The 26221-nt window shown below is 47.5% G+C and carries 24 protein-coding genes and 1 pseudogene; 4 read left to right on the top strand and 21 right to left on the bottom strand.

Features of this window, described 5'->3' with window-relative positions:
• Nucleotides 1-59: 59 nt before the first annotated feature.
• From ACI1P2_RS25530 to ACI1P2_RS25470, 13 genes and pseudogenes are all read right to left on the bottom strand, one after another.
• Nucleotides 60-755, bottom strand: coding sequence for a PD-(D/E)XK motif protein (locus ACI1P2_RS25530; RefSeq protein WP_355324698.1), 696 nt, complete (start codon nt 753-755; stop codon nt 60-62).
• On the bottom strand, nt 745-3474 hold the full coding sequence (locus ACI1P2_RS25525) for a Z1 domain-containing protein (RefSeq protein ID WP_355324695.1): 2730 nt from the start codon (nt 3472-3474) through the stop codon (nt 745-747). The genes ACI1P2_RS25530 and ACI1P2_RS25525 overlap by 11 nt, the downstream gene beginning before the upstream one ends.
• The gene (locus ACI1P2_RS25520; RefSeq protein WP_355324692.1) at nt 3475-4935 is read right to left on the bottom strand and encodes an ATP-binding protein; all 1461 of its coding nucleotides are present in this window, start codon (nt 4933-4935) and stop codon (nt 3475-3477) included.
• A 666-nt stretch (nt 4936-5601) separates the two neighbouring features.
• Nucleotides 5602-5856 (bottom strand): annotated as a pseudogene (locus ACI1P2_RS25515) (IS3 family transposase); the annotation flags it as partial.
• 14 nt (nt 5857-5870) lie between these two features.
• Complete coding sequence (locus tag ACI1P2_RS25510) at nt 5871-6065, bottom strand: hypothetical protein (RefSeq protein ID WP_355324689.1); 195 nt, start codon at nt 6063-6065, stop codon at nt 5871-5873.
• 423 nt (nt 6066-6488) lie between these two features.
• Nucleotides 6489-7262: a DUF6339 family protein gene (locus ACI1P2_RS25505; RefSeq protein WP_355324686.1), complete on the bottom strand. Its 774-nt coding sequence runs from the start codon at nt 7260-7262 to the stop codon at nt 6489-6491.
• A 2-nt stretch (nt 7263-7264) separates the two neighbouring features.
• On the bottom strand, nt 7265-8110 hold the full coding sequence (locus ACI1P2_RS25500; RefSeq protein WP_355324683.1) for a hypothetical protein: 846 nt from the start codon (nt 8108-8110) through the stop codon (nt 7265-7267).
• Nucleotides 8100-10031, bottom strand: a complete 1932-nt coding sequence (locus ACI1P2_RS25495; RefSeq protein WP_355324680.1) for a hypothetical protein — start codon at nt 10029-10031, stop codon at nt 8100-8102. Before ACI1P2_RS25495 ends, ACI1P2_RS25500 begins: the two co-directional genes overlap by 11 nt.
• 52 nt (nt 10032-10083) lie before the next feature.
• A complete protein-coding gene (locus tag ACI1P2_RS25490) occupies nt 10084-10311 on the bottom strand; it encodes a hypothetical protein (protein ID WP_355324677.1) in 228 nt (75 codons plus the stop codon).
• A gap of 893 nt (nt 10312-11204) precedes the next feature.
• Nucleotides 11205-12914, bottom strand: coding sequence for a 23S rRNA (uracil(1939)-C(5))-methyltransferase RlmD (gene rlmD, locus ACI1P2_RS25485; protein WP_355324674.1), 1710 nt, complete (start codon nt 12912-12914; stop codon nt 11205-11207).
• A 145-nt stretch (nt 12915-13059) separates the two neighbouring features.
• Nucleotides 13060-13944 carry a diacylglycerol kinase gene (locus tag ACI1P2_RS25480; RefSeq protein ID WP_355324671.1) on the bottom strand — a complete coding sequence of 295 codons (885 nt, stop codon included), beginning with the start codon at nt 13942-13944 and terminating at the stop codon, nt 13060-13062.
• Between the two features lie 282 nt (nt 13945-14226).
• Nucleotides 14227-15006: a sirohydrochlorin chelatase gene (locus ACI1P2_RS25475; protein ID WP_355324668.1), complete on the bottom strand. Its 780-nt coding sequence runs from the start codon at nt 15004-15006 to the stop codon at nt 14227-14229.
• Nucleotide 15007: 1 nt separating this feature from the next.
• Complete coding sequence (locus tag ACI1P2_RS25470) at nt 15008-15298, bottom strand: YerC/YecD family TrpR-related protein (RefSeq protein WP_355324665.1); 291 nt, start codon at nt 15296-15298, stop codon at nt 15008-15010.
• A 216-nt stretch (nt 15299-15514) separates the two neighbouring features.
• Here ACI1P2_RS25470 and ACI1P2_RS25465 point away from each other — a divergent pair, with 216 nt between their 5' ends.
• The gene (locus ACI1P2_RS25465) at nt 15515-16039 is read left to right on the top strand and encodes a tyrosine protein kinase (RefSeq protein WP_355324662.1); all 525 of its coding nucleotides are present in this window, start codon (nt 15515-15517) and stop codon (nt 16037-16039) included.
• 17 nt (nt 16040-16056) lie between these two features.
• Here the strand turns inward: ACI1P2_RS25465 and corA are convergent, their stop codons facing one another.
• The 4 genes from corA to ACI1P2_RS25445 all read right to left on the bottom strand — a co-directional run bounded on the left by corA (nt 16057) and on the right by ACI1P2_RS25445 (nt 20044).
• On the bottom strand, nt 16057-17016 hold the full coding sequence (corA, locus tag ACI1P2_RS25460; protein ID WP_355324659.1) for a magnesium/cobalt transporter CorA: 960 nt from the start codon (nt 17014-17016) through the stop codon (nt 16057-16059).
• A 148-nt stretch (nt 17017-17164) separates the two neighbouring features.
• Nucleotides 17165-18154, bottom strand: coding sequence for an inorganic phosphate transporter (locus tag ACI1P2_RS25455; RefSeq protein ID WP_355324656.1), 990 nt, complete (start codon nt 18152-18154; stop codon nt 17165-17167).
• Between the two features lie 14 nt (nt 18155-18168).
• Nucleotides 18169-18783 carry a DUF47 domain-containing protein gene (locus tag ACI1P2_RS25450; protein WP_355324653.1) on the bottom strand — a complete coding sequence of 205 codons (615 nt, stop codon included), beginning with the start codon at nt 18781-18783 and terminating at the stop codon, nt 18169-18171.
• A gap of 160 nt (nt 18784-18943) precedes the next feature.
• A complete protein-coding gene (locus tag ACI1P2_RS25445; RefSeq protein WP_355324650.1) occupies nt 18944-20044 on the bottom strand; it encodes a DUF3048 domain-containing protein in 1101 nt (366 codons plus the stop codon).
• A 240-nt stretch (nt 20045-20284) separates the two neighbouring features.
• Between ACI1P2_RS25445 and ACI1P2_RS25440 the strand changes: the two genes are divergently transcribed.
• Both ACI1P2_RS25440 and ACI1P2_RS25435 read left to right on the top strand, forming a co-directional pair.
• Nucleotides 20285-20797, top strand: coding sequence for a DoxX family protein (locus ACI1P2_RS25440; RefSeq protein ID WP_355324647.1), 513 nt, complete (start codon nt 20285-20287; stop codon nt 20795-20797).
• Between the two features lie 295 nt (nt 20798-21092).
• Entirely contained in the window at nt 21093-21704 is a 612-nt protein-coding gene (locus ACI1P2_RS25435) for a DedA family protein (RefSeq protein ID WP_408976348.1), read from the top strand.
• A gap of 85 nt (nt 21705-21789) precedes the next feature.
• On the opposite strand, the gene ACI1P2_RS25430 is transcribed toward ACI1P2_RS25435, so the two are convergent.
• The 3 genes from ACI1P2_RS25430 to ACI1P2_RS25420 form a co-directional block, all read right to left on the bottom strand.
• Entirely contained in the window at nt 21790-22578 is a 789-nt protein-coding gene (locus ACI1P2_RS25430; RefSeq protein ID WP_355324641.1) for a DODA-type extradiol aromatic ring-opening family dioxygenase, read from the bottom strand.
• A 76-nt stretch (nt 22579-22654) separates the two neighbouring features.
• Nucleotides 22655-23479, bottom strand: a complete 825-nt coding sequence (locus ACI1P2_RS25425) for an alpha/beta hydrolase (protein ID WP_355324638.1) — start codon at nt 23477-23479, stop codon at nt 22655-22657.
• Nucleotides 23480-23670: 191 nt separating this feature from the next.
• A complete protein-coding gene (locus ACI1P2_RS25420; RefSeq protein ID WP_355324635.1) occupies nt 23671-23877 on the bottom strand; it encodes a hypothetical protein in 207 nt (68 codons plus the stop codon).
• A 185-nt stretch (nt 23878-24062) separates the two neighbouring features.
• Here ACI1P2_RS25420 and ACI1P2_RS25415 point away from each other — a divergent pair, with 185 nt between their 5' ends.
• Entirely contained in the window at nt 24063-24554 is a 492-nt protein-coding gene (locus ACI1P2_RS25415) for a hypothetical protein (RefSeq protein ID WP_355324633.1), read from the top strand.
• A gap of 341 nt (nt 24555-24895) precedes the next feature.
• Here ACI1P2_RS25415 and ilvA read toward each other — a convergent pair whose 3' ends face one another.
• The gene (gene ilvA, locus ACI1P2_RS25410) at nt 24896-26170 is read right to left on the bottom strand and encodes a threonine ammonia-lyase IlvA (RefSeq protein ID WP_355324631.1); all 1275 of its coding nucleotides are present in this window, start codon (nt 26168-26170) and stop codon (nt 24896-24898) included.
• Between the last annotated feature and the right edge of the window lie 51 nt (nt 26171-26221).

The raw sequence follows: 26221 nt of genomic DNA, 5'->3' as shown, positions 1-26221 counted from the left end.
ACTGGGATACATGACACCTGTTCAGTACCGCCAAGAGGCCCTTAAAAAAGCTGTCTGATTTACTGTTGACAATCCAGCAAAGTAAAAGAATTAGAAGAGTTAGGAGCTGTTTTATCAATAAAGTATATTACAAGCTCTCCAGGGTATGGTGCTTTTAATTGTTCCAGTGAAGAAATTGATACAGTTTTTGACCCAACTCCAGTTGCCTTGACTTCATGCCATGTAGCTGAAAAAATGAAATCCTGATCTGCTCCTTCCGGTCCCATCCAGCTCTCAACTGCTTCATGTGTAGGAACTCCATTCATAATACACTTTTGCAAGTGGATTAATTCCCCTAAAAGCCCTTTTCTTTCTGAATCGGTCAATAATCCGCTACTTTGCTGCTCCATTAGTTTTGACCATTGCATATACCGTTTTGCAACAAATCCGATGCCTTGTATTGAGTTGCTTTGATTCCTTGATGATTCTATTAAATCACAACATAACCGAATGAATACTTCTTCATTCTCTTGACGAACTAAACGAAAGGTCATTGTCCATTTCCCATCACCGCGGCGTCCGACTGATGATAAAATTGACTTGGACGATGGCAGAAATTCTGGTTTATAGCCGCAGACTAATAAAAGAGATTTCTGATTAATATCTTCATATCCAATGTGCCAATCCAGAGGGTGAGTGCCATCTATCCTTACATAAGACTTAATATATTGAGCAATGTTGTTCCATTTATCAAGAAGCTGTTCATTAGTCAGCATCGTTATCATCCTCATCATCATCGACGTCCATCCAATTGCTTATATCCACCAAATTTACAACGTAATTTGCTGTTTTTATATAACCGTTCCCAGGAAACCCAATTCCAATGGCATACAATGTCTCGGGGATTTTAGGGTTGAGTAGAGCATTCTTCCTCCCAGTGCTTTTCAATACATGCAACATTAATATAGGTTTTCGGCCCCCTATGAGGTATGCACTATCAGGAATATTCGTTTTGTCTGGATGCAGTCTTCTAAATCTGTCCTCAGCTTCCTTAATCTCTACATTAGTAAGACCCGCTTTTGTACACCCACCAGATCCTACTCTTACTTTTGTCCCCATAACTTTAATCATTCCGTTTGCTTCTTCTACATAGCGTTTTTCCCTCTTTACTTTGATGATTCCATTAGCGCCTTCCAGTTCGAAGTCATCTGGATCAGAGCCGAAAGGAATAAACACATCCCATTCAGTTAGCCCAGAACTCTTTTCAATATACTCGGCAAGAGCCTTCCCTTGAAATGACATATGCCAAGGATGAGTCTCAAAGCTGTAAAGCAATTCTACAATAAGATCCTTGTGAATTCCGCCCCACATAAGACCGGATTGATCTACACCATGTCTTAAACCCGCTGTATCCAAACTTGCCACAAATAATTTAAAGGCATGTTCATTCGCAGCAAGAACATCAGGTTTAGATTTTAATCTTGGTGTCTCCAACAATTTTCCACTTACGGATATTGGTCTCCTCACCTGTGTTGCAGTCCTCATCTTATTTCTAGCTGTAACGATAAGCGAGTTGGGGTCCTGCCTTACTTTAAGGCCGAAGTCTCTTGGTGTAAGATTATACTTATTCATTTTGCTGATTTCATCTTTCAACTCGTTGGCTGCCGAGGTAATATGTCCATACCAATCAATTACATCGGGTGACATCCACACTTTGAACAAATCGCTGTAATTAGGGCGATAACCAAACCATCTCGCCATCTGTAAAAGAGTATCGTACATTTGAGAATTGCGATAAAAATAACTAGTGCAAAGTCCTTCAAGTGTCAGGCCTCGCGATAGACTGTTGCCCCCAACTGTAATAACCCGCAAGCCATTCTCCTCATAAGCATCATAGTTTAGGCTGGCTGCTCCTGTTTTCTGGTTGACCGCCCGGATCTCAATTGGAGAGATTGCTTTATGCAAATACACTGTAAGCAGGTGCCCCCATGAAACTTCAGATTTCTCTTCCAGATGATGCTTTTCCCAAATTTGTTTTAACATCCTTAATGACTGTATCTTCATAGCCTGTGCCTCATCAAGGGCACCGTAATTATGTACATCAGATTTGACTTGCTCCAGCCAAACTATTATTTTTTCACGTATTCTCACTTGGACATCAGTAAATCGGCTTACATTAATAAGCATAGAGCGATGATCTTTAATATCGCCACGAACATCTCTTACTGCATTAATTAACAAAAAACAACCCATTGCTTCATATAAACTTGGCGGCAGTTCATCAACAACAAGATCCTTCTTATGCTTAAACGGAAAAAACATTTCAATCTCATTAGTATCTATCTCTTCTATATTTTTTTCATGGGTACCAATATCTCCGAACATAGCATTAGCACCAATATAATTCGTTGGAGGAGCCAGCAAATAAATAAAATCTTTTGGGAACAAATCATCGCCCACCATGTCATCATCAGTTTCAGGATTAATGAAAATATTGGCAAAAGGTGTAGCGGTAACTCCTACATATGTAGCTTGATAAAAGCGATTTAATATTGAACGTATTGCCGCATTAATCGCTGTTGGATCTTCCTCTTCTTTTTTTGTATTAACCGACGCATTATCAGCCTCGTCATCAATAAGCAGCAAAGGCAAGTCTATCTTTCCACAATTATCCGCATTATTGGTATGAAGCCAACTTTCTAAATTTTTTAATACTGATTTGTTCTTCTTTACAACAAATAAAGCAGGTTCACTTATATTTTTTAAAGTCAAATCATTGCTATTTAGAATACTTGTATTAAAATCATAAAGAACCGATGTAAAAGCAGATATGCGTTTAGAGGAATCGATTTTCCCCACACCATCAAAAACATTTCTAACTTCTTGTTTTCCTTTCAAACGCAATAAATCTTTACTCAACCTGCCCGCAAACTCTTTATCCAAGCGTTTTTGGGTTTGTTTACGCAGATTTTCCATCATACCAGCTAAAACAATAATAACTTTATATCCAGTGTCTGCTGCTTTATTGCATATAGCAGTATAATTAACAGTTTTTCCGGATTGAACATCCCCAAGTACCAATCCTCTTCTCTGACACGGTTTCTTGCTTTGAGGATCTCCAAATAGGTCTACAATTTCATTAGATACTGTCTCTAAGCTGGCTGTCACTCCAGTATTCCATCCTTTTACATCCTCCAAGTATCGTTTGAACCTTTTCCAGTAATAAAAGTCAATTTCTGCCCTTCGACCAGGAAGCCATGATTGATGATCGCTATTTTTATTTGAAATATAGACTCCAACATCCATTTGTATAACCAAAGCCGCTTTTAAATTTCTAATAATTTGATCGAATTCCTCATCTGCTATCGGGAATGCTTCACGTAAAGCATTGGCTTCTACTATGAATTCATCTTCACTTGGGGGAACTTCAGGATACTTGGTATTAATTGCAACTGATATGAATCTCTCCAGCATTAGAGCAGCTTGACTCAACATTTATTCAGCCTCCTGAACTAATTCAATTAATAATTGTGGGAATTGATTAAACGGCACTGTGTTTTCCAACCTCTTCAGCATTTCGTCCCTTTCCTCCGTATTTCTACATACAGATAGAATCTGTTCCAAAAGTACCGACAATTCAGTTCTTGATATTTCATTCTCATTTAAAATCCGCTGATCGTTTGTCAAATCAATGTATAGCTGGTTTAAAGGCAACCCCTTCTCAATTTGAATCAAAAGCTTTTCTAATAGTCGCTTTTTCAAATCGGTGCCTGAGTTCAGAACTTCAATCAGAGGGTAATCTCGGTTGATTTTATAGATAACCCCTCCTTCTCGGGTTTTGACCCTATCCCATATATGAATTTGAGAGTCTTCGGTTTCTTTCTTCCCTCTATATGTCCAAGTCCTTACACTACTTTCAGATATTTTTCCAATAATTCCAGCCAAGTTTTTACGCACAACCTCGGGAGGTACCGCAATTGACTTTCTAATATCCAACGTCCATAGATAATCAAGAGAGTTAGGAATGTCAACGAGCACACGAGCAAGTTTTGACAGATCCCCTTGACGCATTAAACGAAACCATGTGCCCCAAACAAGCAGCCTTTTGTTGCGATAAACATAAAATCCCTGCAGCCTTCTGAGACCGTCTTTTCCTCCAAGCATATTCAGTTCCCTTTCTGAGAGTTGAGAAATATGAGGCAATGTATACGGCCTCACCATAACTTTATGTCCCTCTATTAAAATACTCTCATCATCCATAACTTGTGTGCTTCTATCGGCTAAAAAAGGATCAACCGGTTCAATTTTTACATTATTCATCCATACCTCAATTTTTTTGATTCCCGGCTCTCTCCCCGCAAGATAACGATGAAATACAAGGGATAAATGCCCCCGAACCCGGTCCATGTATTTGCCCATCGATTTATCGAAATTGATCTCCGCCATACTCAGACGGTCTAATACTTGCCAGACCACCAAAGTACCTGTCTTATTCTCCTTCAATTGTTCAACACAAGGAATATCTGCCAGGTCCTCTAAACTAAGAAGTTTCAGTGACCATTCATTTGTAGACTGAATAAAGTCCAAATCCCACTGTGCCGAAGTAATCTGATTTTCCTTTTTACTGACAACAGTAAGCCTTCTGCACTGGGACATGGAAGCAGTTTTCAACCCTAGTCCAAATCTGCCCAAGTCGCCTGTTGCCCGATCATCCAAAGGGTTTTTGCTGCCATACCTCATGGCATTCTTTAACTTTTCTTCATCCATGCCATCACCATTATCCAGTATAGCAATATAAGGCTCTTCAATAGGAAAGAACATAATGTTTATTTGTGTAGCATTCGCAGTAATACTATTGTCAATAATGTCAGAAATTGCTGTTTCTATTGAATAGCCAATTGCTCGGGTTGCCTCCATAAGAATTGGTGCATAAGGTGGTATAGAAATAACCTCCACACTTGCTTCCCCTTTCTTGAACGTAATCCACATTCCATTCTATTGTTTATTAAAATAGTTCGACAAAATTTCCCACATTCCTTTTCTAAATACCTAATACTACATTACTATTCAAATTCCGCTTCTACAGATATGTAGGTGAAAAGACCCGATTTCTTCTTGAGAAGCGGAAATATCATTCTATTTCATATTTACTATCACTAATTATTGTTAAATAATACACTTAATTCAACAAGTCTTCTAACGGAATGAGGTCATAAAATGAAATTCACTATATATAAAGGAGTATGAAAGGCGGTCAGGTCGAAACTGAACTGTTAAGCTGATTCTCCTCAAAAAGGAAGATCACCTTGAAAAGAAGCTTAGCGATAGGTAGCTACAAAATACTTATAACTAATACCAAGCAATTGTTGCCATCAGAGGAGCTTGCATTGAAGATTAATGATTCGGAGGTTACCGGAAACATACGATGTCTCTATTATAATCGGATCGTACACCGCTCAATATAATGAGAAGCTTGCGATTAGTCATATGGAGATGGATTGGGGGCTGAAAGCTAAAATCCAGTAACTGTTAGCGCTTCATATTACAATCTGTCGTTACGTTTCATGAAGTGGTAGGCGACACTCTCCCTTGTTATAAGTCTTTGAGCGCCGATAGGTACAATCAGTCATCCCCCACGCGAAACTGCGTCATATCCGTTAGCCGCTTGTAATTTGGCTGATCTGCAGTAAAGTCAGGTTGAAGTAAATTATCCGCTACACGGCCATCTGACTCAGCGACTTGGTAGGGGCTTGGGTGGCTACGCTTCTTCCGTATCACGGTCTTTAGCTCAAGCTTTTGCATCAGGCGTAGTACCTTCTTGTGATTCACCTTCTCACCATATTGACGCTCCAGTTCGGCTTGGATTCTCCGATTTCCATATTTCCGTTTCGCTACTCATAGGCCACTTGAATACGCTCTTTCGTCTCTCGATCCTTATACTGACCTTGTCTGCGCAGATCACGGGAATATCCATTTCTGGAGACACCAAGTAGGCTACAAAGCTCCGTTACGGGATACTGTTCTGTTGCGGAATGGATGATCCGATACTTTTCGCGCGTACCTCCTGTGTCCAGATTTTTAGGCACTTTTTAAGATCTCACTCACCCGCTTCAGCTACTTCACGTACCGAACCTGATCGATATACTCCTTACGGCGCTCTCGTTGACCCAGGAGTCCAAACTCACTCAACTTCCGATATTTTCGCATCCACTTTTTCGCACGATCTCTATCCTGAGTACCAAAATGTTCCTTGATCCGCCGATAGGCCCACTTCTCTTCGACATATAGGCGAATCGCCTCTTTCTTCATCTAATTGGAAAACGTTTATACCTTTTTCATTTGGTTTAAAAATGCCCCCTATAATTCATCGGTTGACCTAGGGGGTTTTCCCAATGTCTATTATAGGGGGTGTACTTCATTATTCACACAGAGCTCTCTTTTGAAACTTTGAAATAGTTCGGTTAAAGTGTGGACATATTCTTTCTCGCAATGCTTGGTTACAAAAAGGATTAAGGTGTTAGCTTTTCTTTAACCACTCTTTCAATTGTATTCGAATCAAATAGATCCACGATGGACATACCTCCGGCATAATTGAAATGTTTCATTAGCTCCCGGAACCGATCCCGGTTATAGAAACCAGGGTTGTCTTTCTTGATTTTCGCGACCGTGCCCAGAATGGTTTTTGTAAATTCCATGTTCCGAGAGAAATTTCGTTCTGTCAGATTTAAAGTGAGATCTGAGTTGTGGAGTAGAATCTCTGTGAGTTCCCATGGATTGCCGAGAGACTCGTCATATGTCATGTAACCAAACCACCAAAGTCTGGCAAGCCCGTTACGGACTGGTGCTTTCTGACCCGACAAGAAATAACGAGCTTCTACTCGCTTTGACGGACTGCTTTTTCTCTTACTCTGCTCCTCTTCAAGGACCTCACCTTCCTCCTCATTTTCCTGTTTCTCAACCGGCCAGCGGGAACGCATATACGTCCAAAATGTTGAGTGCGTCAAGTATGCCCAGAGACGTTCGTTAGAGGCTTCTGCAGGTGTTAAATGTTTAAGCGCCCCATACAATGTTCGAACATTTTCCAAATCAAAGTGTTCCGGACGCCGTCCATCCGTATAAACAGAAACCTTTAACTGAATATCCGGGATGACTAAGTTCGATGGTACGGACCACGAATCATCGACCCAAGGTTCGTCCGCCTCATACTTCTTCACTTGAATGTGTTCCAGCGCTTTCAGCTTTAGGCGCTGCAGTCCGTTTTCCGTAAAATAGCGAAGCCGCATCTTTAGTCCTCCTCCATTTCCATGAGTAGTTCAAGGGAAGGCCCTAACGGTTTTCCTAGCAATTTATGTGCAATACTTATGGAAGTGTCGTTCATATTAATGTTCTTCTTCTTTATCGCATTCATAATTACGGCATACCACTTCTTATTCTGAAAGGGTTCGATCTCACTATCTTTACTTGATTTTATGAATTCAATAATGTTGACAAGGACAGGCACAACAGTCATTAAGGAATATAGCGGAGCAAATACCTTGTTATTGCTGTTTAGTAAACTTAGATTATTGAACTCCTTTTCCGGTAGATAAATGGTCACTTTATCTCCATCAAGATTTAAGTCGATAGGATCCGAGCTATCCGGCGACCGTTCAAACATGAATACGGAAGATACAGGGCGAAGAGAATCTTTCTTTTTCACGATGATCAATGACTTTGGCTCCGCTACGGCCAAAATATCTCCTCTGTTGATGGAAAAAGGTTCATCGCCGTAAGCTTCATCAAACTCGTCGCTATCATATTTGTCGATGTCCTTGATCGCAGCAATGGCGGGGCATACGTCGACTTGATTTTCTAGCTGATAAGCTGGAATTATAAAGGTCAGTGTTTCATCATTTGTTGTGAAAACTTTACGGTATCGCGTCGGCCCACATTCAAAATGAAGAAGATAACAGGCTTGCTTTTGCTGAATCATTCGTTTCAACGTTTGGCTTGTTGTTGTAAATACCGCCTCAAACCGATAGAAGTCACCTTCCGCTTCAGATTTCAGATCTACTTCGTAGGTATGCTCGCCATAACCATTGAAAAAGCCACATAGAACCGGATGTGGAAAATAGCGATGTTTAATTTGCATGCAGTTTCACCCTTATCGCACGTTTTTCTGGATTTACAGGCAACAACTCCACCGTACACTGCTGATTTGCTTTCATTACAATTGGTCCGATTTTTGTTTGCCCGTTTATAGATATCGATTTGCCGGTTGCGCTGTTCTTGGCAGATGCAATTTTGGCCTGTTCCGATGACTCCTCTCCCTCAAATAACAAGCTGAAAAGTATCTGTCCGTCCGTTTCCGGAACGAATACGACATAGTACTTTCCAGATCGGTAAAATGGTAGTTGTTTTTTTAGCTTTGGCAACGTATTAACAGGCTGAATTTGCGTTCCTGCGGGATCCGGTCGAGTATTGTCAACTCTTCCTGCCTGCCTGCCTTTTTCTCCTTGGTTCCTTCTTCCTCCACCATGTCCGGTTCCGTTGCAGAAACCGTTTTCTATCCTGTTGTCGCTCCTTTCAGAACTACCCCCGCTCTGTTCGCCGTTGTCATGTGCATCTGCGTCGTCATCGGGTACATCTTCGATGCTTGTCACCGCTTCTTCCTGAGCCATATAGACATTATCTTGCTGCGAATTATGCTTTTTCTCGCGAATAAGTATGGATTCCGGCGCATTATAGTTTGTGTCCTGTCCATTGCCAGCAGAAGAAAGTATAATATCATCGTTGTCATCAGCCAAATACTGGCTGATTCCTTCAAGGTCCATCGTATCGCCCGTGTTCTGTCTGACCAACGATTTAATCTGTTCCGCAATCCAGCCGTACATATCAGACAATACTTTGCTCGCCCCCCGCTCTTTGGCCCGACTTGAGATCCAGTCATCATGTTTCGGTGGTTCCATTTTCTTAAGCAACTTGTTCATTTCATCGCCACTTGCGATAAAAACGCCGGAAAACTTCAACGGGCTACGGAATTGTCGTTGCTTGATCATCATCCCCGTTTTTCTAAACATCGCAATTGTGTTGTTTTGATCAGATCCTAGTTTCAAGTAGAGCTCAATCGTCCCCCGGTTTTTGAAATTAGGCTCAAAGAAATAGGGTTCTTTCCTCGTAAAGGCTTCAAAATACGAAGGAAGCTTAGAGTCCTCCCCGGCGAAATATTGTTCGATCAATCTTCCAATGGTTGTATTGTCAATGACCGTATCCCCGGCGTAAACAACCAGCTTATTATCCATGATTGCGACAAAGAAGTTTTCGATGACAGTTTGAATGGTGACTATCTTCCAATTTTCGATATTTTTAAATGCTGCGATGAAAATGTCCGTACCGATTTCCGTTCTTGTGAAGAATGGGTGAGGATTATACTCCGTGATTGGTAGATTGCCGTTAGTTTCTCCGAAAAAGCCGGTCCCTCTTGTAAGTTCTTTTTGTTCATTATAATGAGAGACAAGTCTTGCGGAGCCTTGAAACGCCTTTTTGTTTTCTTGATCGATAGTGTTGTAAAAGACCGTGCGAAGCATCGAGCATTCAAACGGGGCAGCTTTTCCTATGCCAAAGGATCCACCATCCTCGTCTCCTTTATTCGAAACCCCGACCGCCTTCACAAGAGCAAACCATTTTCCTTTGAGAGAGTTGTCCGATCCTGATAGACCGGTAGTATTATAGTCGCTAACTTTCATAAACGCGATGTGGTCTTCCTCAAATACTTTCAATGCTTCTTTAAAAAAGTTGATCTCATCCTGATGACTTTCTGTAAGTATCGAAAATTCTAAACACGACTGTAAGGTCTCCACAAATTGCTGCCATTCAGGAAACACGTTTTTAGGTAAGAACTCGCAATTATATGTAATGATTACCGGCTTGGAGTCTGATATTTTTGCATCTAAAGCGTTTTGTATCGTCTCTCGGACCAATGATGCAGGACTACCCGCAAAAGTCTCAATCCCAGCATCATTCAACCCTTCTCTTGTACCGCCATCATTAAGTGGAAACTTCCAGCTTGCCATAAAGACTGCCCCCTATCTTCTAAAGAACTAGCATTTTTGTCTGCAAACAAACCTAGGATTTTTTGAATGAGAATGCCACATCTTCAGAAGCCTCCTCGCTTCTAAACTTTGATTTCATGTTCTTCAGTTCTGTCTCCAATGCCTCAATAATTTGTCTAACATGCGATTCTGTATAATCGTAGTTTCGACGGTTAGACAAATTTCCGATAAGACGAATCTTTTTTATTGCCTCTGATACTCGTTTTTCTGCCAATCTTTCAAAATTTATTCTTTTATCCATAATCTATAATCCCCTTTCATTTAAGAAATATAATACCATTATATAAACATATATTCGCGAAATAGTCTACTGTATAATCAAAATGTAGCACATAATTTCACATAATATATTACGATGTTGCACTATGCAAAACTAACGGGACGTTAGATTTAACCTATGTATCATGCTATCTCTGAAGAAAATTTATTAATAGTACAAGACTTCGTCGGGTCCGAGATGCTAAATGTGTCCCTATGTTCTCATTCTACTGATCCTCAGAAGCTCACAGGCGCTGAAATCCCCTGTCTATACACCATTTCCATTTCAACTAGTCTTATTCACTTTTTGAGTACCATCGAGTGGGACTTCTTACTATTCTGTGAAGTAGCTTGTCCGAGCACGTTAACGAGGACCATATTGGAGGATTATATGTCCTACTTGAAGCACTCCCGTTGAATGCATGTTTGCCCCAATAGTTGTGAAGGACAGGCACATTTTTTAGTTAGAAACCAAAAAACTAATTGAGAAAATAATATTTAGATTCATGATTAATATTTATGGTAGGGTTGATGCTTGGAAGGGGAATAAATACTTGATAGAAGATTATTGACGTACAATATCATCAGGCTGGCTCAAAACAAATATCAGCAGAAATTATTAAGGAATATATTAGACAATATTTCCAAAAAAAAGCACCTCCTCGAATCTCCAGATGAGGCAGACTAGAATAAAGTGCTTTAAGAATATGTTGATCAAACGGAAATACAGCTCTGTCCAATGACTTTAGTCATTATCATACACAAATTACTTTTAGTTTTTTTTGCGGGGAGGCAGAGGAATTGAAAACGCCAATTATTTTATCGATTAAAGCATTAATGGTTCATCCGCTCCAATCTCCTCTCTGCCACAGCAAATCAGCGATTAGTAGCATCCCTTACTAACAAAGCAACCGATTCTACGTGAACGGTATGCGGAAACATATCCACCGGCTGCACCTCTATCGTCCTGTACCCTCCATCCTCCAACACCCTCAAGTCCCTCGCCAGTGTCGAAGGATTACACGACACATACACCACCCGCTCCGGCTTCATTTCAAGAATCGTATCCAGTAGCCTCGGATCACAGCCCTTCCTCGGCGGATCGACAACGATCACATCCGCCTCAATACCTTGCTCCTTCCAACGCGGAATAACGTCCTCGGAAGCGCCGACCTCGAACTGGACGTTGCGCATGCCGTTCAACTCGGCGTTGCTGCGTGCGTCGTCGATGGCTTCCTTTACGATCTCGACGCCGTATACCTGGTCCGCGTGCTGGGCCAGGAAGAGCGAGATTGTGCCGATGCCGCAGTAAGCGTCGATGACGGTCTCCTTGCCGGTCAGGCCGGCATATTCCACCGTCTTGCCATATAGCACTTCCGTCTGTACGGGATTGACCTGATAGAACGAACGGGCCGAGATGGCAAATTGTACGTTACCGATATAGTCATAGATCACATCCCGGCCCCACAGCACCCGTGTTTCGTCGCCGAAAATAACATTGGTCTTTTTCGTGTTGATGTTCTGCACAATGCTTGCCACCGCCGGAATCTGATCCCGGATGCTGCCGATCCAGGCGTCGCGGTGCGGGATGTCGTGGCCGTTCGTCACGAGCACGAGCATGAGCTCGCCGGTGCGGAACGCTGTCTTCACGACGACGTGGCGCAGCAGGCCCCGCCCGGTCTCCTCGTTATAGGCGCTGATGCCAAGCTGGCTGCCGATCTCCTTGACGCGGGCGACCACCTGGTCGTTGCGCTCGTCCTGGATCAGGCACGCCTCCATATCGATGATGCGGTGGCTGCCGCGCGCGTAGAAGCCGCCGATGAGGCCTCCTTCAGCCGTGCCGATGGGCACCTGTGCCTTGTTGCGGTAGCGCCACGGATCGCTCATACCGAGCGTCGGATGCACCACAACACCCGCACTACTCTCCGGCTCGCCATCCGACCCGCTGCTGTCCGCTACCTCCAGCTTCCCGATTCGTTCCAGCACGTCCACGACATGCTGCCGCTTCCAAGCCAGCTGCCCCTCATAGCTCATATGCTGGAGCTGACAGCCTCCGCATTGGTCATAGATCGGGCAAGGGGCCGCGATCCGGTCGGAACTGGCCTGGACGACGTCCAGCAGCTTGGCGTAACCGTACTGCTTCTTCGTCTTCAGCACCTTGACGCGGACCTTCTCTCCAGGCAGGGCTCCTCCTACGAAGAGCGTATACCCCTCAATCCGGCCCACACCCTCGCCTTCATGGGTCATGCCGATGATGTCGATCACGGCTTCATCGTTCTTCTGCACAGGCACGCCAGCCTGATCCGCAGCAGCGCGTCCACTCACAGAGACATCCCTGCCACCATGAACGGCCCCATTCACTCTTGCTCTATCTCCAGCAGCAACCTTTGCTGCGCCTCTATTCTTCTCCCTGATTACCACATCTCGCCCGCCATTTGTCGAGACCTTCGCTCTACCTTTATCTCCCGCGCCAGTCTCCCGAATTGCCTTATCCCTCTTCCCATTTTCCGTCTTCCTTCCATCAGCCCGCATCTCTGGCTGGCTGTTCCGGCGGCTTTTTCCACGGCCGCTGCGGTGGTTGTTCATCTCTCAAGTCACTTCTTTCTCCATATGATAATTACAGTATTGCCTCATACTTATCTTCCAACTCGAAAAATGCCGCCCTCCCCAAGGGAGTAACGGCATACCTTCGTGGTTCCAGCTTTCATTACAACGATACATCCGCCACCAATCAGCGGAACACATGTAAGTGCCGGGGCAGGTTGCGGAAGGTGGCTGGCAGTGTACCGCCAAGCTCGCCGTCCAGGTTGAGCAGCACATGGCCCGGTGAAGTGACTTCCATATAGTCTGTCTTGAAATGCACGATTTTCTTGTCATTCACATGCTCGCCGCGCAGGGCCAGCGTTACCAGCCGGATCATTTCGGCCAGATTACACTTGCGTACGGCGATCACGTCCAGCAAGCCGTCATCAATCGTGGCCCCTGGTGCCAGCTTTTCGAAGCCGCCTACCGAGTTCGTATTGGCGATGAAGAAAAGCATGAACTCGTCATGCAGCTCCTCCTGCCCGGCCGCCCGGATGTTCAGCTCCTGCGGGGCGAGGCTTACCATCTTCTCAAGGCCCTTCCAATAATAGGCCAGCTGCCCGATCATCGTCTTCAGTTTGCTCGGCACCTCATAGGTTAGCTCCGTCAGTGTGCCACCGCCGGCGATGTTAATGAAGTATTTATCATTGGCCTTGCCGATATCGATCGGCTTCGCTTCCTGCTTGATGACGAGGTCGCAGTAATCCTCCCAATATCTCGGGATACCAAGCGCACGCGCAAAATCATTCGTCGTTCCGAGCGGGAACACGCCCAGCGGCGGGCGGTTCTCCTTCTCCGCCATGCCGTTGATGACCTCGTACAGTGTGCCGTCACCGCCGGCGGCAATCACCAGATCATATTCGCCACGCTCTACCGCATCCGCGGCCGCAGCCGTGGCATCACCTTCGCCGGTTGTCGCATGAACCGAGGCCTCGATGCCCCCCTCATCGAGGCGCTGCAGTATGTCGGCCAGCCGCCGTTTCATTTCCTCACGCCCTGAGGTGGGGTTGTATATCAAGCGAGCTCTTTTCATTCCGTTACTCCACCTGTGTATTTTATTTATCAACGTTTATTCATCAACCAAGGGAGGTGTGCAAACTTCTAATGCTCACAACCTGTATGGCCATGAGCGGATGTCATTATTTTGCAGCTTCCTTTAAGATATAATGATAACGAAAAAAATCGCATTTTACAAACGACATGCCATGATACCGATCCTGGAAGGGTGCATAACACACACACAGCTATTCCAGAAGCGTACAACAGTCGCACTCCGTTTCTGACAGTTAATGCTGCCCTACCCCTCCGATCCAGGCTATTGCTGCTCCCCAAGCTCCTCCGCCTCGCGCAAAAGCCCGGATATCTGATGCTCCATCCATGTCTTCAGCAGCGGATGCGGCAGCAGCGCCTCTCCCGAATAACGGTAGTTCAGCCCGTCCAATCTTCCGGGAATGACCTTGGCGGTAAAGAAGCCTGTGCTGAGAAACAGCGGGGAGACAATCACATCATATCCCTTATCCCTGCTCCAATACTCCGCTTTGCTCCGTACGTTGTCCGGATTCAGCAGAGCGTAATCACACGCCGTACCGCTGATCGAGCTGACATCCGCCGCCAGGGAGGACATGCCCCACTCCCAGCGCTGATGGAAGCCGTCGTGCACGCTGCCGTGGCCTATCAGCAGGACAACCTCCCGCTCGGGCCGCTGCGACATGCCGCGCACCTTCTCCCACACCATCGCCGCCACATCGGGACCATGGTCGATGGGGTTGCCGAAGTGTACGCGTGCGTGAACCCGAAAAGGCTCCAGATCCGTTTCCTTCTCTGGAACCTCTTTAACACCCAATGCATAGCTGATCTCGTCCACATGTGTACTGCCTGACGAGACGAACAAGGGCACCACGAGCAAATCCGTGGCACCCGCTTCCTCCAGCCGGTCGATGCCGTCCTGAATTAGCCTTCCCTCCACATGCTCAAGAAAAGACACAGCTACCGGGCAACCGGCCGGCAGCTGCAGCTGCCCGGCGGCCTCATCCACCAGTTGAACCCAAGCGGGCGCAGGTGAACCGTGGCTGATGATCAGAACGCCCGGCTTCATGTTAACGGCCCAGCCGTTCCAGCGTCATTTTATAGCCGTCATTGCCGTAATTCAGGCACCGCTTCACACGGGAAATGGTAGCCGTGCTGGCGCCGGTCTCGGCTTCGATCTGATTGTATGTGCTGCCTTTGCCCAGCATACGCGCAACCTCCAGACGCTGGGACATGGACTGAACTTCATTGATCGTGCACAGGTCATCAAAGAAAACATAGCATTCCTCAAGATCCTTAAGTGTTAAAATAGCCTCAAACAATTGGTCAATACTCTTATCATTAAGCTTCTTCAGCTGCATATATTATCATCCCCTACGGAATACTGTAGCTTCATTGTAACTGAGCAGTGCACAGTTTTTCAAGCGTTAACGATTTCACGCATTACAGAATAGAACCACGAAGGCCTTTACCCCGCCCAAATCCGCATTTATCCCGCTTTTATGGACGTGTGCCTAATCGCCCTGCGCACCTAATACATACAATAGACTATCAACCTGTAAAGGAATGTGATCTGCATGCCTCAAAACTATACAAAACGGAGGGCGCACCCGTATCGTTCACTGGCCGATTATAACTCATCCGCATACCCCGGGGCCGCCCCTTCTCTAGATCCGCTTACAGCCGAGGCCACTTCATTGGTGCCTTATAATCCATCCTATAACCAGTCCTACAATCCGGGCGGTGCTCTTGAAACGGTAAATCCTGTAAGTCAGCCTTCTTCCTCCGGCGGAGCCGGCGGGCTGCTGGGGAACTTGCCGAATCTCGGCGAGCTCAAAGGAATTATCGACCGGATGGGCGGCATTGACGGCGTAATCAACACCCTTGGCAAGGTGCAAAAGGTCGTGACGAGCTTCCAGCAGTTTGCCCCGATGGCCAAACTGATCATGGGCGCGCTGCCCTTTGGCGGGAAAGCAAGCAATAAAGCAGCAAGCGATTACGTCGAGTATATCCCCAAGCGCCGGAAAAGAAAAAAAAGCAGCAGCCGCAAACGGGGCACCTCCAAGTCCAGCCGCAGCTCGACCAAGCGCAAAAAGCGCTAAGCTCTATTTTAGAGCAATCACTTGAACCAGCCTCTTCTGGAGAACCAGTATATCATGCCGGAGCCGAGCAAGCCCATAACAGCAAGCACTGCAAAATAGCCATATTTCCAGCGCACCTCGGGCATGAACTTAAAGTTCATCCCGTAAATGCCTGCGATCAGGGTCAAAGGCATGAATACCGTCGTAATGACCGTCAGCGTCTTCATAATGGCGTTCATCCGGTTGGAATTGAGTGAAATGTAGCTGTCCCTCAGGTCGGCCGTCATTTCACGGTCGGCGTCAATCATGTCGGAGAGCTTCAGCAGATGATCATAAATATCCGAGAAAAAAGCCTTATGCTCGCCCTGTCCCTGGATATGCTCGGAATTGACGACCCGGTACAATAAATCCCGCATCGGTACGATCGTGCGCCGCAGCTTCAATAACCGGCTCCGCAGCTCGAATACCTGGTTCATCAGCTCCTCGACCGACTCGCTGCGGCTCCGGTTCTCCAGCTCGGCCAGCTCGTCTTCGATCCTGAACAGGCAGGGGAAATATTGGTCCACCAGCTTATCCATGACCGCATACGCCGCTCCCAGCGTGCCATGCTTCCATATTTTACGGGCACGAGCATGCTCCGCGACCCGTTCCCATGCCTGGTCGAGCTCCTCCAGCGGGGTTTTATGGTAGGACACGAGAAAGCGATAGCCCATAAAGAGATCCACCTCTTCTACCGTCAAGTGATCCGGGTCAAGGGCATGCAGCACAAAAAAATACACATCCTCATAATAATCCACCTTGGGCCGCTGCAGCACATACAGGCAGTCCTCAATCGCCAGCGGGTGGAAATGAAAATAGGTATCCAGCAGCACCGCTTCCTCTTCCGTAGGATCGCAGAAATCGGCCCATATCCATTCATATTCATCCGGCTGTATCTCGGTCAGTGGAATACCAAGCTTCAGCTGATGGTCCTTCCCGATTGCGAGTGTCCTGATCAATGCGCCTCATCCCCCTCTTCTGTGCTGGCAAGATCCAATCATTTTGCCTCCATACTACATAGCTTTTCCCACAAAGCAAAAAAGCCCCCGCAGGGGCTTACGATTTTTTCATCAGCAACCATGCGGACGGCTTTCAGCCTGCCGCACGCTAGAATAGCAATGTGAAGATCAATCCCGCCAATACAGCGGAAATGGGAATGGTAATAAACCAGGTCACCACAATGCGTCCCGCCAGAGACCAGCGCACAGCCCGGAACCGCTTCGCGGAGCCGACACCCAGAATCGCCGAAGTAATGGCATGGGTCGTGCTGACTGGGAGATGCAGGAGCGTACAGGTGAAGATAACGGAGGCAGCCGAAATATCCGCCGCAAATCCGTTAATCGGTTCAATTTTGAAAATTTTCGTGCCCATCGTCTTGATGATCTTCCAGCCGCCGATGGACGTACCCAGAGCCATAGCCGTGGCCGCCGAGATTTTAACCCAAAGCGGCACCTCCAGATGATCCTGGTATTTTGCCGACACGAGCGCAAAGGTGATAATGCCCATCGCCTTCTGTGCATCATTCGTACCATGCGTGAAGGACTGCAGGGCCGCCGTAATAATTTGCATGGTGCGGAAGCCCTTGTTTACGGTATGTGGACTTCTGCGGGCAAAGATGTACTTGAGGATCATCATGACGATATAACCGATGGCAAAAGCAATCAGCGGCGAGAAAATCAGTGCCTCCACAATATCGATGAAGCCTGTCCAGTTGACCTTGTCCGAACCCGCGCCCACAAATACCGCACCGGCCAAAGCACCGATCAGCGCGTGGGACGAGGACGACGGAATGCCGAACCACCATGTGACCAGGTTCCAGATAATGGCCGCCAGCAGCGTAGCGATGACAATGTCGATCCCGTTGGACAGCTCCATCGGATTGGCTACGCTTCCGCCGATCGTCTTGGCCACCCCGGTAAACATCATGGCGCCAACGAAGTTCATCACCGCCGCCAAAAGTATGGCCCGCCGCGGTGTCAGCGCTCGTGTCGAGATCGACGTGGCGATGGCATTCGCAGTATCATGAAAGCCGTTAATGAAGTCAAAGGCCAGTGCTAGAAATATGACAATGCCTAGTACGAGTAAACTTGTATCCATGTAAATAGGACCCCTTACGAGTTGCGCATAATGATGGATTCCAGCTTGTTGGCTACATGCTCGCAAGAGTCAGTAGTCGTTTCCAAGCGTTCGTAAATCTCTTTGCGCTTGATCAGCTCAATCGGGTCATTAACGGTCGCAAACAAATTTTTAATGCAAATACGAAGCAACTCGTCCCCCTGGTTCTCCAGGTCGTTCAGACGAATGGTGTGCTCGCGCAGCGCAAGCAGCTTCTTCTGGGACAGAAGATGAACGGCCTTCTGAATCTCATAGGCAGACTGGCGCAAAATATCCGCAAACTGAACGATATATTCGTCTGGCTCGTGAAGATGGTACATATAAAACCGTGACGCTGTCGCTTCAAGCCCGTCTAATACGTCGTCCATAGTGGTTGTCAGATCCATAATGTCGTCCCGTTCCAGCGGCGTAATAAATGTTTTGTTCAGTTCTTTAATAATCGTGTGTGTAAATTCGTCACACTTGGATTCGTATTTCTTCATTTCTCCAGCAAACAGCGTAACGTCCTGCAGGTTTGAAATGTTCTGCGCAAAATAATCGGCAGCCTGCACGATCGTATCCGCCATATTTTCCAACGTCTCGAAAAAGATATCCTTTTTCTTCAGTTTCATACGATTACCCCTTTACCAAAATTTGCCGTTTGATGGATTCGACTATATTAGACAACCTTTGCTATCTTATCATAGGTGACATCTGTTTTGTAAAGACCCTGTAAACTTTGTAAACGCTATTTTAAAATTTCTTCATCCTTCTTTTTATTACCCTCTCTGTTCACCCTTGATTCTCTGCATTTAATTGGGCCGGCTGGGTAATCGAGACATGTCCGTCCAGCGGCTGGTCATTCGGCACAATATGAATATACGTCTGTCCAGGAACCAGTGAAACTTCCGTGTCTCCTTCATAAAAGCGGATGATATCTCCATTAGCATGCTTCCATTTTCCCTGAATCATCCTCCCCTCGCGGAAAATGAGTGCGTCTCCGCCGCTGTCCAGATCCACAGCCAGCCGGCCGACATCATCCAGCACCCGGTGGCTTGTGCTCATGACCACCACATTCGCAGCGCTTAATTGATCCCCATTATTCATATCAATATGCGGCTCCCCGTTCACTGATCTCAGGTAGATCTGCTTGTCCTCATTATATGTATAGGATACACGGTAGCTTTGCAGCAGAAAACGAATGTCAAACGCCGTTACCTGTTCGCCGTCCGTCATTTGCTCCAGCTTGGCAAACGTATACTCAGGAACATCGGAGCTTGTCGGGTACCCCCGCTTCTCCGCTCCTTCGAGCAGCCTCGGCAGACTGGTATATAAATTATGCGGCGCTTTGCGATCCTTGCTGCGCCAGAAAGATGTGCCCGCATTCGTAATTTCATCAAGATGCTGTTTCCCCTGGTGCTGGAATTGGTCATAAGCGTCATTACTGCCTCCCGCATGAACAGGCAGCGCTCCGTAGGTTTCCGCCAGCTCGATCAGATAAGGCCGGATGCTGCGTACAGGGCCGATGTTGACCTCTCCGCCTCCGCTCTGATAAAACGCCACCAGACGTGTGATCCCGCCTTCAGCGAGCACCTCATATACGATATCCGCCCCGCTCAGTCCCGATTGCGGGCGCGCGGCAGGGGCGTTGTTGATCATGACCGCCAGCGGCCGCTGATCCGAAGGTTCATCTATGGCCAGACCTGTGAGAGGCGCGGTGTATTTCGGTTCCGTCTCTGCCGGGGGCTCCACCGGTTCCGGAGCCGGGTCCTCAATGACGACAGGCGGCGCCTGCGGTGGGGCTTCCTGCATGGGAGAACAGGATGTCAAACCTATACAGGCGAACAGCACCAGCGTACCGCAAACTGTGTTTTTGCTTAACCGAATCAACATACATTCCTCCTGGGTTCCATTTTCTACATTATAAGCAAAGTATGGCAGGGTTGTCTCTCACAAAGAAAGCCCTTCAATTTTGCCGGAACCATCGAGAGATAAAAATTTTAAGAAAATAACTAACTTTGTGATTTAAATCACAAATAAAACTGCAGACCTATTCTACAATAAAGACATGAAAGAGATGATCATCTTCCAAAATAAAACCAAGGTGATACACCTTATGAAGGAGTGGTAAATATGTTTAACGCATGGCTTAGAGAAAACCCGGTGGCAATGTGGATTCTGACGGTAGTGAGGGTGGTGCTCGGCTGGAGCTGGATGACCCACGGCTGGGAGAAATTAACGGGAGGCGGATTTGATGCTGGAGGCTTCATGACAGGAGCTATCGCCAAGGCAACAGGTGAACATCCGGCGGTACAAGGCTGGTGGGCTAACTTCCTTGAAGCTTTCGCCCTGCCGAATGTAGGTCTCTTCAACTTCCTGATTCCTCTGGGTGAATTCCTGGTCGGTGTCGGCTTGATTCTCGGCACATTGACTACACTGGCCGCACTGATGGCCATGGTCATGAACTTCGCCTTCCTCTTCTCGGGCACAGTGAGCACTAACGCAGTGATGGTCCTGTTCGAAATCTTCATCGTGGTCGCAGGCGTCAACGCCGGCCGCATCGGTTTGGACCGCTGGGTACTGCCCTTCCTGCGCGGACTGTTCCGCAGACATGAAGGCGGCGGGCAGAAAGCGAAGGCTGCCTGATCAGGATGGCTAAGTAAATAGCAAATGTAGCTCAAGCGCCGATGAAAATCGGCGCTTTTTTTAGATATCAGACTTTCATACCGCTTCGCAGATCACTAAAAGGTGAAAACTTTGCCGCTAAGCCACTTAAATTTTCAGGGCAGAAAGTATAAACTTCCTGACTTAAGCTTCCTGGCCTCAACTTCCTGGCCTCAGCTTTCTGATACCGCAAGAAAACCTCCGCTAAACGCGGGCTGGCTTCTGTGAATGTACTATAATACAAAGGGAGATACGGAAGAAAGGCGGAAGCAGACTCATGGCTGAAGCAATGCTAGACATCTTGGAGAAGTGGGGAATTTGGGGCATTCTCGCTTCGCTGTTCATAGAAGGAAGCGCCTTTCCGTTTATCGGGACTATTTTTATTGTAACTGTCGGTTTTCTCATGGATTTAAGCTGGTTTGCTATCACGTGGATTTCCGTGCTGGGAAGCCTGTTCTATGCGGTGGGCAGTTACATTCCTTATTCTATAGGCTTTTTTCTGGAAGGCAGGCTGATGAAAAGGCTGAGTCCCGCCACGCAAGCACGGCTGGCACAAGCTCAGACCGCTTTCAGTAAACATGGGATCTGGAGTGTGGCGATATCGAGCCCGCTTCATTTGGGAAATGTGGTTCCCTTTGTGGCTGGCATGGCTCGCATGGATCTGCGCATTTATACGCTGCTGACCATGCTCGGCATCGCTCCTACCACCTTCCTGCTGCTCAGCATCGGCCGTCTCTATCCCGGAGACACCGAAACGGTGATGCATACGATCGATCAATATCAGGGCATTGTCCTGGCTGTCTTTATCGCGGTAACTGCGGTTTATATTACATGGAAAATCATCAGCAAACGCCGCAAGCCAAACGAGGACATCGGGATCAGCGATTAAACGGCAAACCAAACAAAAGCACCCTGAAGCGGACCTGAATATCTTGAAAAAGATATCATGGCACGCTGCAGGGTGCTTTTTCGTTTCAAATCGTTGTCTTTCCGAATATCCAGCAATTCAGGCTCAGACATCCATCGTCATAGGTCTGAAACAGCTTCTCCGCACTTCTGTCATTATCCGCCGCCCCCATCGCATAAAACAGGGGAGCAAAATGCTCCTTGGCATAGGACGGGACGGCTTCTTCCGCAAAGGGCGCCTTCTTCCGATATTCAAACAGCTGCTTGAGATTCCAGGTCTGCAGCTGCTCCCCAATCCAATCATCAAAGTTGGTCGCCCAGCTTTCGGGCTCTTCGTTTTTGCACAGCCGGCGCAAATTATGTACAAGCCCTCCACTGCCGACAATCATGATCCCCTTCTCACGCAAGGAAGAAAGCATGCAGCCAATAATGTACTGCTCCTTGGGAGAACGTCTGGAATCAATGGACAGAGGAATGATGGGGATATCCGCGTTCGGATACATATGATGCAGGAAAACCCATACACCGTGATCAAGCCCCCTGTTCAGAACGGGCCGGGCATGCAGATTGTGCAGCTTGAACAAATTTAGAACTTCATTATGGATCTCCGGATCTCCGGGTGCAGAATATTCGATCGTATACATTTCTTCAGGAAAACCATAGAAATCGTGCAATGTTGAGTGCTGTTCATCAATGTCTACACATTGATCGGGACTGTCCCAATGAGCGGAAAAGACAACAATTCCGCGGGGTCTGGGCAGCCGTGAACCCAGTTCCTCCAGAAAGCGGGTATACGCATTGTTCTCCACAGCCAATGCCGGTGAACCATGCGCAACAAATAATGCAGGTACTGTCATCGCTGCCAACCTCCACACGCCAATTTAATCGTTGCCCCTCTATTTTACTCCTGCGCATGGGTATTTTCCAATGGTGTCAAATCATCCAGTGCTGCCACTCTTTTTCGAGCCGCTCACGCTCATCCAGCCATTCCACGGTCCGATGAATCAACTGCGCACGCTCCTTGCCCGAAGAATAGGTATGGTCAGCCTGAAAAATAATCTCCTTGTCACACCGGCTTTCTGAACGCATCCAGAACACCTTCTGGTACAGGAAGGCGTAGTCTACGGGAATGACATCATCCGATGTGCCATGCACAACGAGCACGTCCCCGCTGAACTTAACAGCTTCCTGGAAAGGCTGGTACTGCGCCAGGGACTCGAAAAAAGCAGGAGTAAACCTGTAGCCCAGGTAATCCGCCTCTCCTTCTTTAACCGCCTGATCATACACATTCCGTCCGGTAAGCTTCACGATGTCATTGAACGGGTAACCGACAGCGGACCAGAGCACGAGATTTTTCACCCTCTTATCCCGTACAGCCGTCAGAACGGCGACCGCGCCGCCAAGGCTGTGGCCAATCAAGGTAATCTTCTTCGGATCCACATCGGCACAGCTTACAGCGTAATCCAACACAGCGCGCGTCTGATTGATCATGCCATTGATGCTCTGTTCCCCATACTCACCGGTGCTCTCGCCGCAGCCTGCGTAATCAAAGCGGAGCACCATATGCCCCTCATTAGCCAGCCTGCGCGCCGTATTCACAAACAGCCTGTCAACCCCGATGCGGCTGCCCACAAACCCGTGGCAGATGATGACGAGTGAATTGCGGTTCTGGCAGCCCGTCTTCTCCACCCCGCGCGGATAGTGCAACGTTGCCGCTAGCTCCTCACCTTCAAAGCGTATTCCAATCTGTCTTTCCATATGCCTCTCCCCCTGTTCCTTGATCCCCATCATTTAACCGTTAATTCCGATCAATTTAATATGATTAATTGTACACATGACTCTGGCAGGTGTCAATGAGCCTTTCCCTGCTGCCACAAAAAAAGGCGCCTGCTCCCGAAAAGGCAATCTCCTCTTCTGGAGCAAGCGCCGCCGGAATTCAGCAGCCTGAATTACTCGTAGCTGCGTCGGTACATCGCATGGGTCTCGCTGCGTCCTTGCCAGCCCTTCAGGACGGAACTGCCGTGCTGATCGTCCAGCACATGGTCTCCCCGTCCTTCATCAAAGTCATCGCCGAATTCCGTATCCTCGACACGGTAACGCGGAGCATTGCCCTGAACAATATGCCTTACTTTCCCGGAGTTCAGTCCGCTGTTCATATGCTGGCCCCCCTTCCTCTCCTGTAAAAATTGATTGCAGCTCACGCAGCATCATCCATATTTTTCAGCAGGAAGCGTTGCCAATATACATGGCTGACAAATAATTCTGTATGCCCGACTTTGCCATAATCCGCCTGCTCACGTATACTGGATTGCATATGGATTGTTGGCAGGAGGCCTGACGAATGAATCAACAAACTTCCGGAATACAGGGGCAAGACAAGCCTGACTCCCGGCTCAAATATTTCACCATGATCGCCTGGATCGCATTGACCTTCTTTTTCACAGCGGTTGCGCTGCTCGGTCTGGTTGTGCTTGCCACCGGCGGCAATACAGCCCCTTATGAGAAAATCAGCATCTCGACCCTTCTTATTATCGCGGCCGGGGCGATTCTGCTGATTGAAGCATTAACCCGCTTTATGGGCAGCCCGGAAGAGGACGCCGGGCAGGCCACGGCTCCCGGGGGTAAAAGCGGACAAGCGCGCGTGCCCGAGAAGCCGAAGCTTGATTTGAAATCGATGCTGCTGTATGTGGTCCTCGTTGTGGTGATCCTCGTTGGGGGCATTGTGCTCAACAGAAGCCTGCCCGTGTTCACCGTATCCCCATGGGTGAGCCTAATCATCGCCGTTATCGGCTGGGCCGGGCTTAAACCGCTGTTTCTGCGCAAGAAAAAATAACATGGTATCATGCCAAAGAAGGCAGCAAGCAAGGCAACAAGAAAGGGGAGTCCCATTGAACCGGAACTCCCCTTTTTCATGTTCTAATAAGCCCAAGGAATGAAGCATTCCTCCACCAAAGAAATCTTCACTCTTCTGCAGCGGGATTCGGACAGGAGAGCCCTTATTCCTGCAAAATCCCGCTTATTTCACTTTTGCCGGACCGAGGCGCCGTTATCCGTACATTTTCCCGTATGTTCGCCTCAAATTTGACCCAATAAGGACTATGGAGTCCGAAATTTTAAAAAAACAGCTTAAATATCCGCTTTAACGTCCTTCCAGTCCGCGAAGGGAAAAAATATTCAGATCAGCATATTGAACAGATCCACGTTCTTGTTCAGCTCGGTATACCGGATTCCCTTGCGGTTCATCCGCTCGATCAGCGGCAGATAGTCCTCTTTATGCAGGAGCTCGATACCGACCAGTGCCGGCCCGTTCTCCTTGTCGTTCTTTTTCGTATATTCAAAACGAGTAATATCATCATCCGGACCGAGCACATCCTGTAAAAATTCGCGCAAAGCGCCTGCCCGCTGCGGAAAATTGACCATGAAATAATGCTTGAGGCCCTCATACATCAGAGAGCGTTCCTTGATCTCCTGCATCCGGTCAATGTCATTGTTGCCTCCGCTGATGATGCATACGACCGTCTTGCCCTTGATCTGCTCCCGGTACATGTCCAATGCGGCCACAGGCAGCGAGCCTGCCGGCTCCACTACGATGGCACTTTCGTTGTACAGCTCCAGAATGGAGGAACATGCTTTGCCTTCCGGCACCTTCACAATGTCGTCGAGGACGTTCGAGCAAATGCTGTAGGTCAGCTCACCGACACGCTTGACGGCCGCTCCATCGACAAATTTATCGATTTCCTCCAGGGCAATGACGCCACTCTGGCGCAGCGCTTCACTCATGGAGGCCGCACCCAGCGGCTCCACCCCGATGACCTTGGTCGAAGGACTCATGGTTTTGATATAAGTGCCTACACCGGCTGCCAGCCCGCCTCCGCCGATCGTTACAAACACATAATCCGCGGGAACATCCAGACTCTCCATGACCTCCATGCCAATCGTGCCGTTGCCTGCGATAATTTTCGCTTCATCAAAAGGATGAATGAACGTCATGCCCTGCTCTTCGCACGTCTTGATAGCTTCCTCATAGGCATCATCGAACGTATCTCCCGTCAGAATGACCTCAACGCTGCTGCCGCCGAACCGGCGCACCATTTTGACCTTCTGGTTGGGTGTCGTGCTGGGCATATAGATTTTGCCATGAATGCCGAGGGCGTTGCAGGAAAAAGCGACACCCTGGGCATGGTTGCCTGCGCTGGCGCACACAATGCCCTTGCTTAATTCATCCGTCGAAAGGCTACGGATCATATTATAGGCTCCGCGTATTTTAAATGAGCGCACAACCTGCAAATCCTCACGCTTCAAATAGACGTCACAGCCGTATTTGGCCGACAGCATCGCATCCCGCTGCAGCGGCGTCCGCACAATCACCTCGCGCAGCATATGATGCGCACGCACGATATCTTCCATTCCCACCGTTTGCTCTCGCTGGGAAATATGCTCTGATTTCATAATTTTCCCCACACTCCGCCTGCTTATATGTCTATTTTATGAGGCGGCTGC

It is taken from the genome of Paenibacillus jiangxiensis, assembly GCF_046098255.1.
GTDB classification, from domain to species: domain Bacteria; phylum Bacillota; class Bacilli; order Paenibacillales; family Paenibacillaceae; genus Paenibacillus; species Paenibacillus jiagnxiensis.
The sequence above is the reverse complement of the archived record's forward strand: the minus strand, read 5'-3'. Positions and strand labels throughout refer to the sequence as shown.

Bases quoted from the DNA above. Each gene is read 5' to 3' on its own strand.
- ACI1P2_RS25440 (WP_355324647.1), top strand. From the start codon at position 20,285: ATGTTTAACGCATGGCTTAGAGAAAACCCGGTGGCAATGTGGATTCTG.
- ACI1P2_RS25530 (WP_355324698.1), bottom strand. From the start codon at position 755: ATGCTGACTAATGAACAGCTTCTTGATAAATGGAACAACATTGCTCAA.
- ACI1P2_RS25435 (WP_408976348.1), top strand. From the start codon at position 21,093: ATGGCTGAAGCAATGCTAGACATCTTGGAGAAGTGGGGAATTTGGGGC.
- ACI1P2_RS25420 (WP_355324635.1), bottom strand. From the start codon at position 23,877: ATGAACAGCGGACTGAACTCCGGGAAAGTAAGGCATATTGTTCAGGGC.
- ACI1P2_RS25505 (WP_355324686.1), bottom strand. From the start codon at position 7,262: ATGCGGCTTCGCTATTTTACGGAAAACGGACTGCAGCGCCTAAAGCTG.
- ACI1P2_RS25475 (WP_355324668.1), bottom strand. From the start codon at position 15,006: ATGAAGCCGGGCGTTCTGATCATCAGCCACGGTTCACCTGCGCCCGCT.
- ACI1P2_RS25415 (WP_355324633.1), top strand. From the start codon at position 24,063: ATGAATCAACAAACTTCCGGAATACAGGGGCAAGACAAGCCTGACTCC.
- ACI1P2_RS25495 (WP_355324680.1), bottom strand. From the start codon at position 10,031: ATGGCAAGCTGGAAGTTTCCACTTAATGATGGCGGTACAAGAGAAGGG.
- ACI1P2_RS25455 (WP_355324656.1), bottom strand. From the start codon at position 18,154: ATGGATACAAGTTTACTCGTACTAGGCATTGTCATATTTCTAGCACTG.
- ACI1P2_RS25525 (WP_355324695.1), bottom strand. From the start codon at position 3,474: ATGTTGAGTCAAGCTGCTCTAATGCTGGAGAGATTCATATCAGTTGCA.
- ACI1P2_RS25490 (WP_355324677.1), bottom strand. From the start codon at position 10,311: ATGGATAAAAGAATAAATTTTGAAAGATTGGCAGAAAAACGAGTATCA.
- ACI1P2_RS25465 (WP_355324662.1), top strand. From the start codon at position 15,515: ATGCCTCAAAACTATACAAAACGGAGGGCGCACCCGTATCGTTCACTG.
- ACI1P2_RS25500 (WP_355324683.1), bottom strand. From the start codon at position 8,110: ATGCAAATTAAACATCGCTATTTTCCACATCCGGTTCTATGTGGCTTT.
- ACI1P2_RS25430 (WP_355324641.1), bottom strand. From the start codon at position 22,578: ATGACAGTACCTGCATTATTTGTTGCGCATGGTTCACCGGCATTGGCT.
- ACI1P2_RS25450 (WP_355324653.1), bottom strand. From the start codon at position 18,783: ATGAAACTGAAGAAAAAGGATATCTTTTTCGAGACGTTGGAAAATATG.
- ilvA (WP_355324631.1), bottom strand. From the start codon at position 26,170: ATGAAATCAGAGCATATTTCCCAGCGAGAGCAAACGGTGGGAATGGAA.
- ACI1P2_RS25445 (WP_355324650.1), bottom strand. From the start codon at position 20,044: ATGTTGATTCGGTTAAGCAAAAACACAGTTTGCGGTACGCTGGTGCTG.
- ACI1P2_RS25470 (WP_355324665.1), bottom strand. From the start codon at position 15,298: ATGCAGCTGAAGAAGCTTAATGATAAGAGTATTGACCAATTGTTTGAG.
- ACI1P2_RS25425 (WP_355324638.1), bottom strand. From the start codon at position 23,479: ATGGAAAGACAGATTGGAATACGCTTTGAAGGTGAGGAGCTAGCGGCA.
- ACI1P2_RS25480 (WP_355324671.1), bottom strand. From the start codon at position 13,944: ATGAAAAGAGCTCGCTTGATATACAACCCCACCTCAGGGCGTGAGGAA.
- rlmD (WP_355324674.1), bottom strand. From the start codon at position 12,914: ATGAACAACCACCGCAGCGGCCGTGGAAAAAGCCGCCGGAACAGCCAG.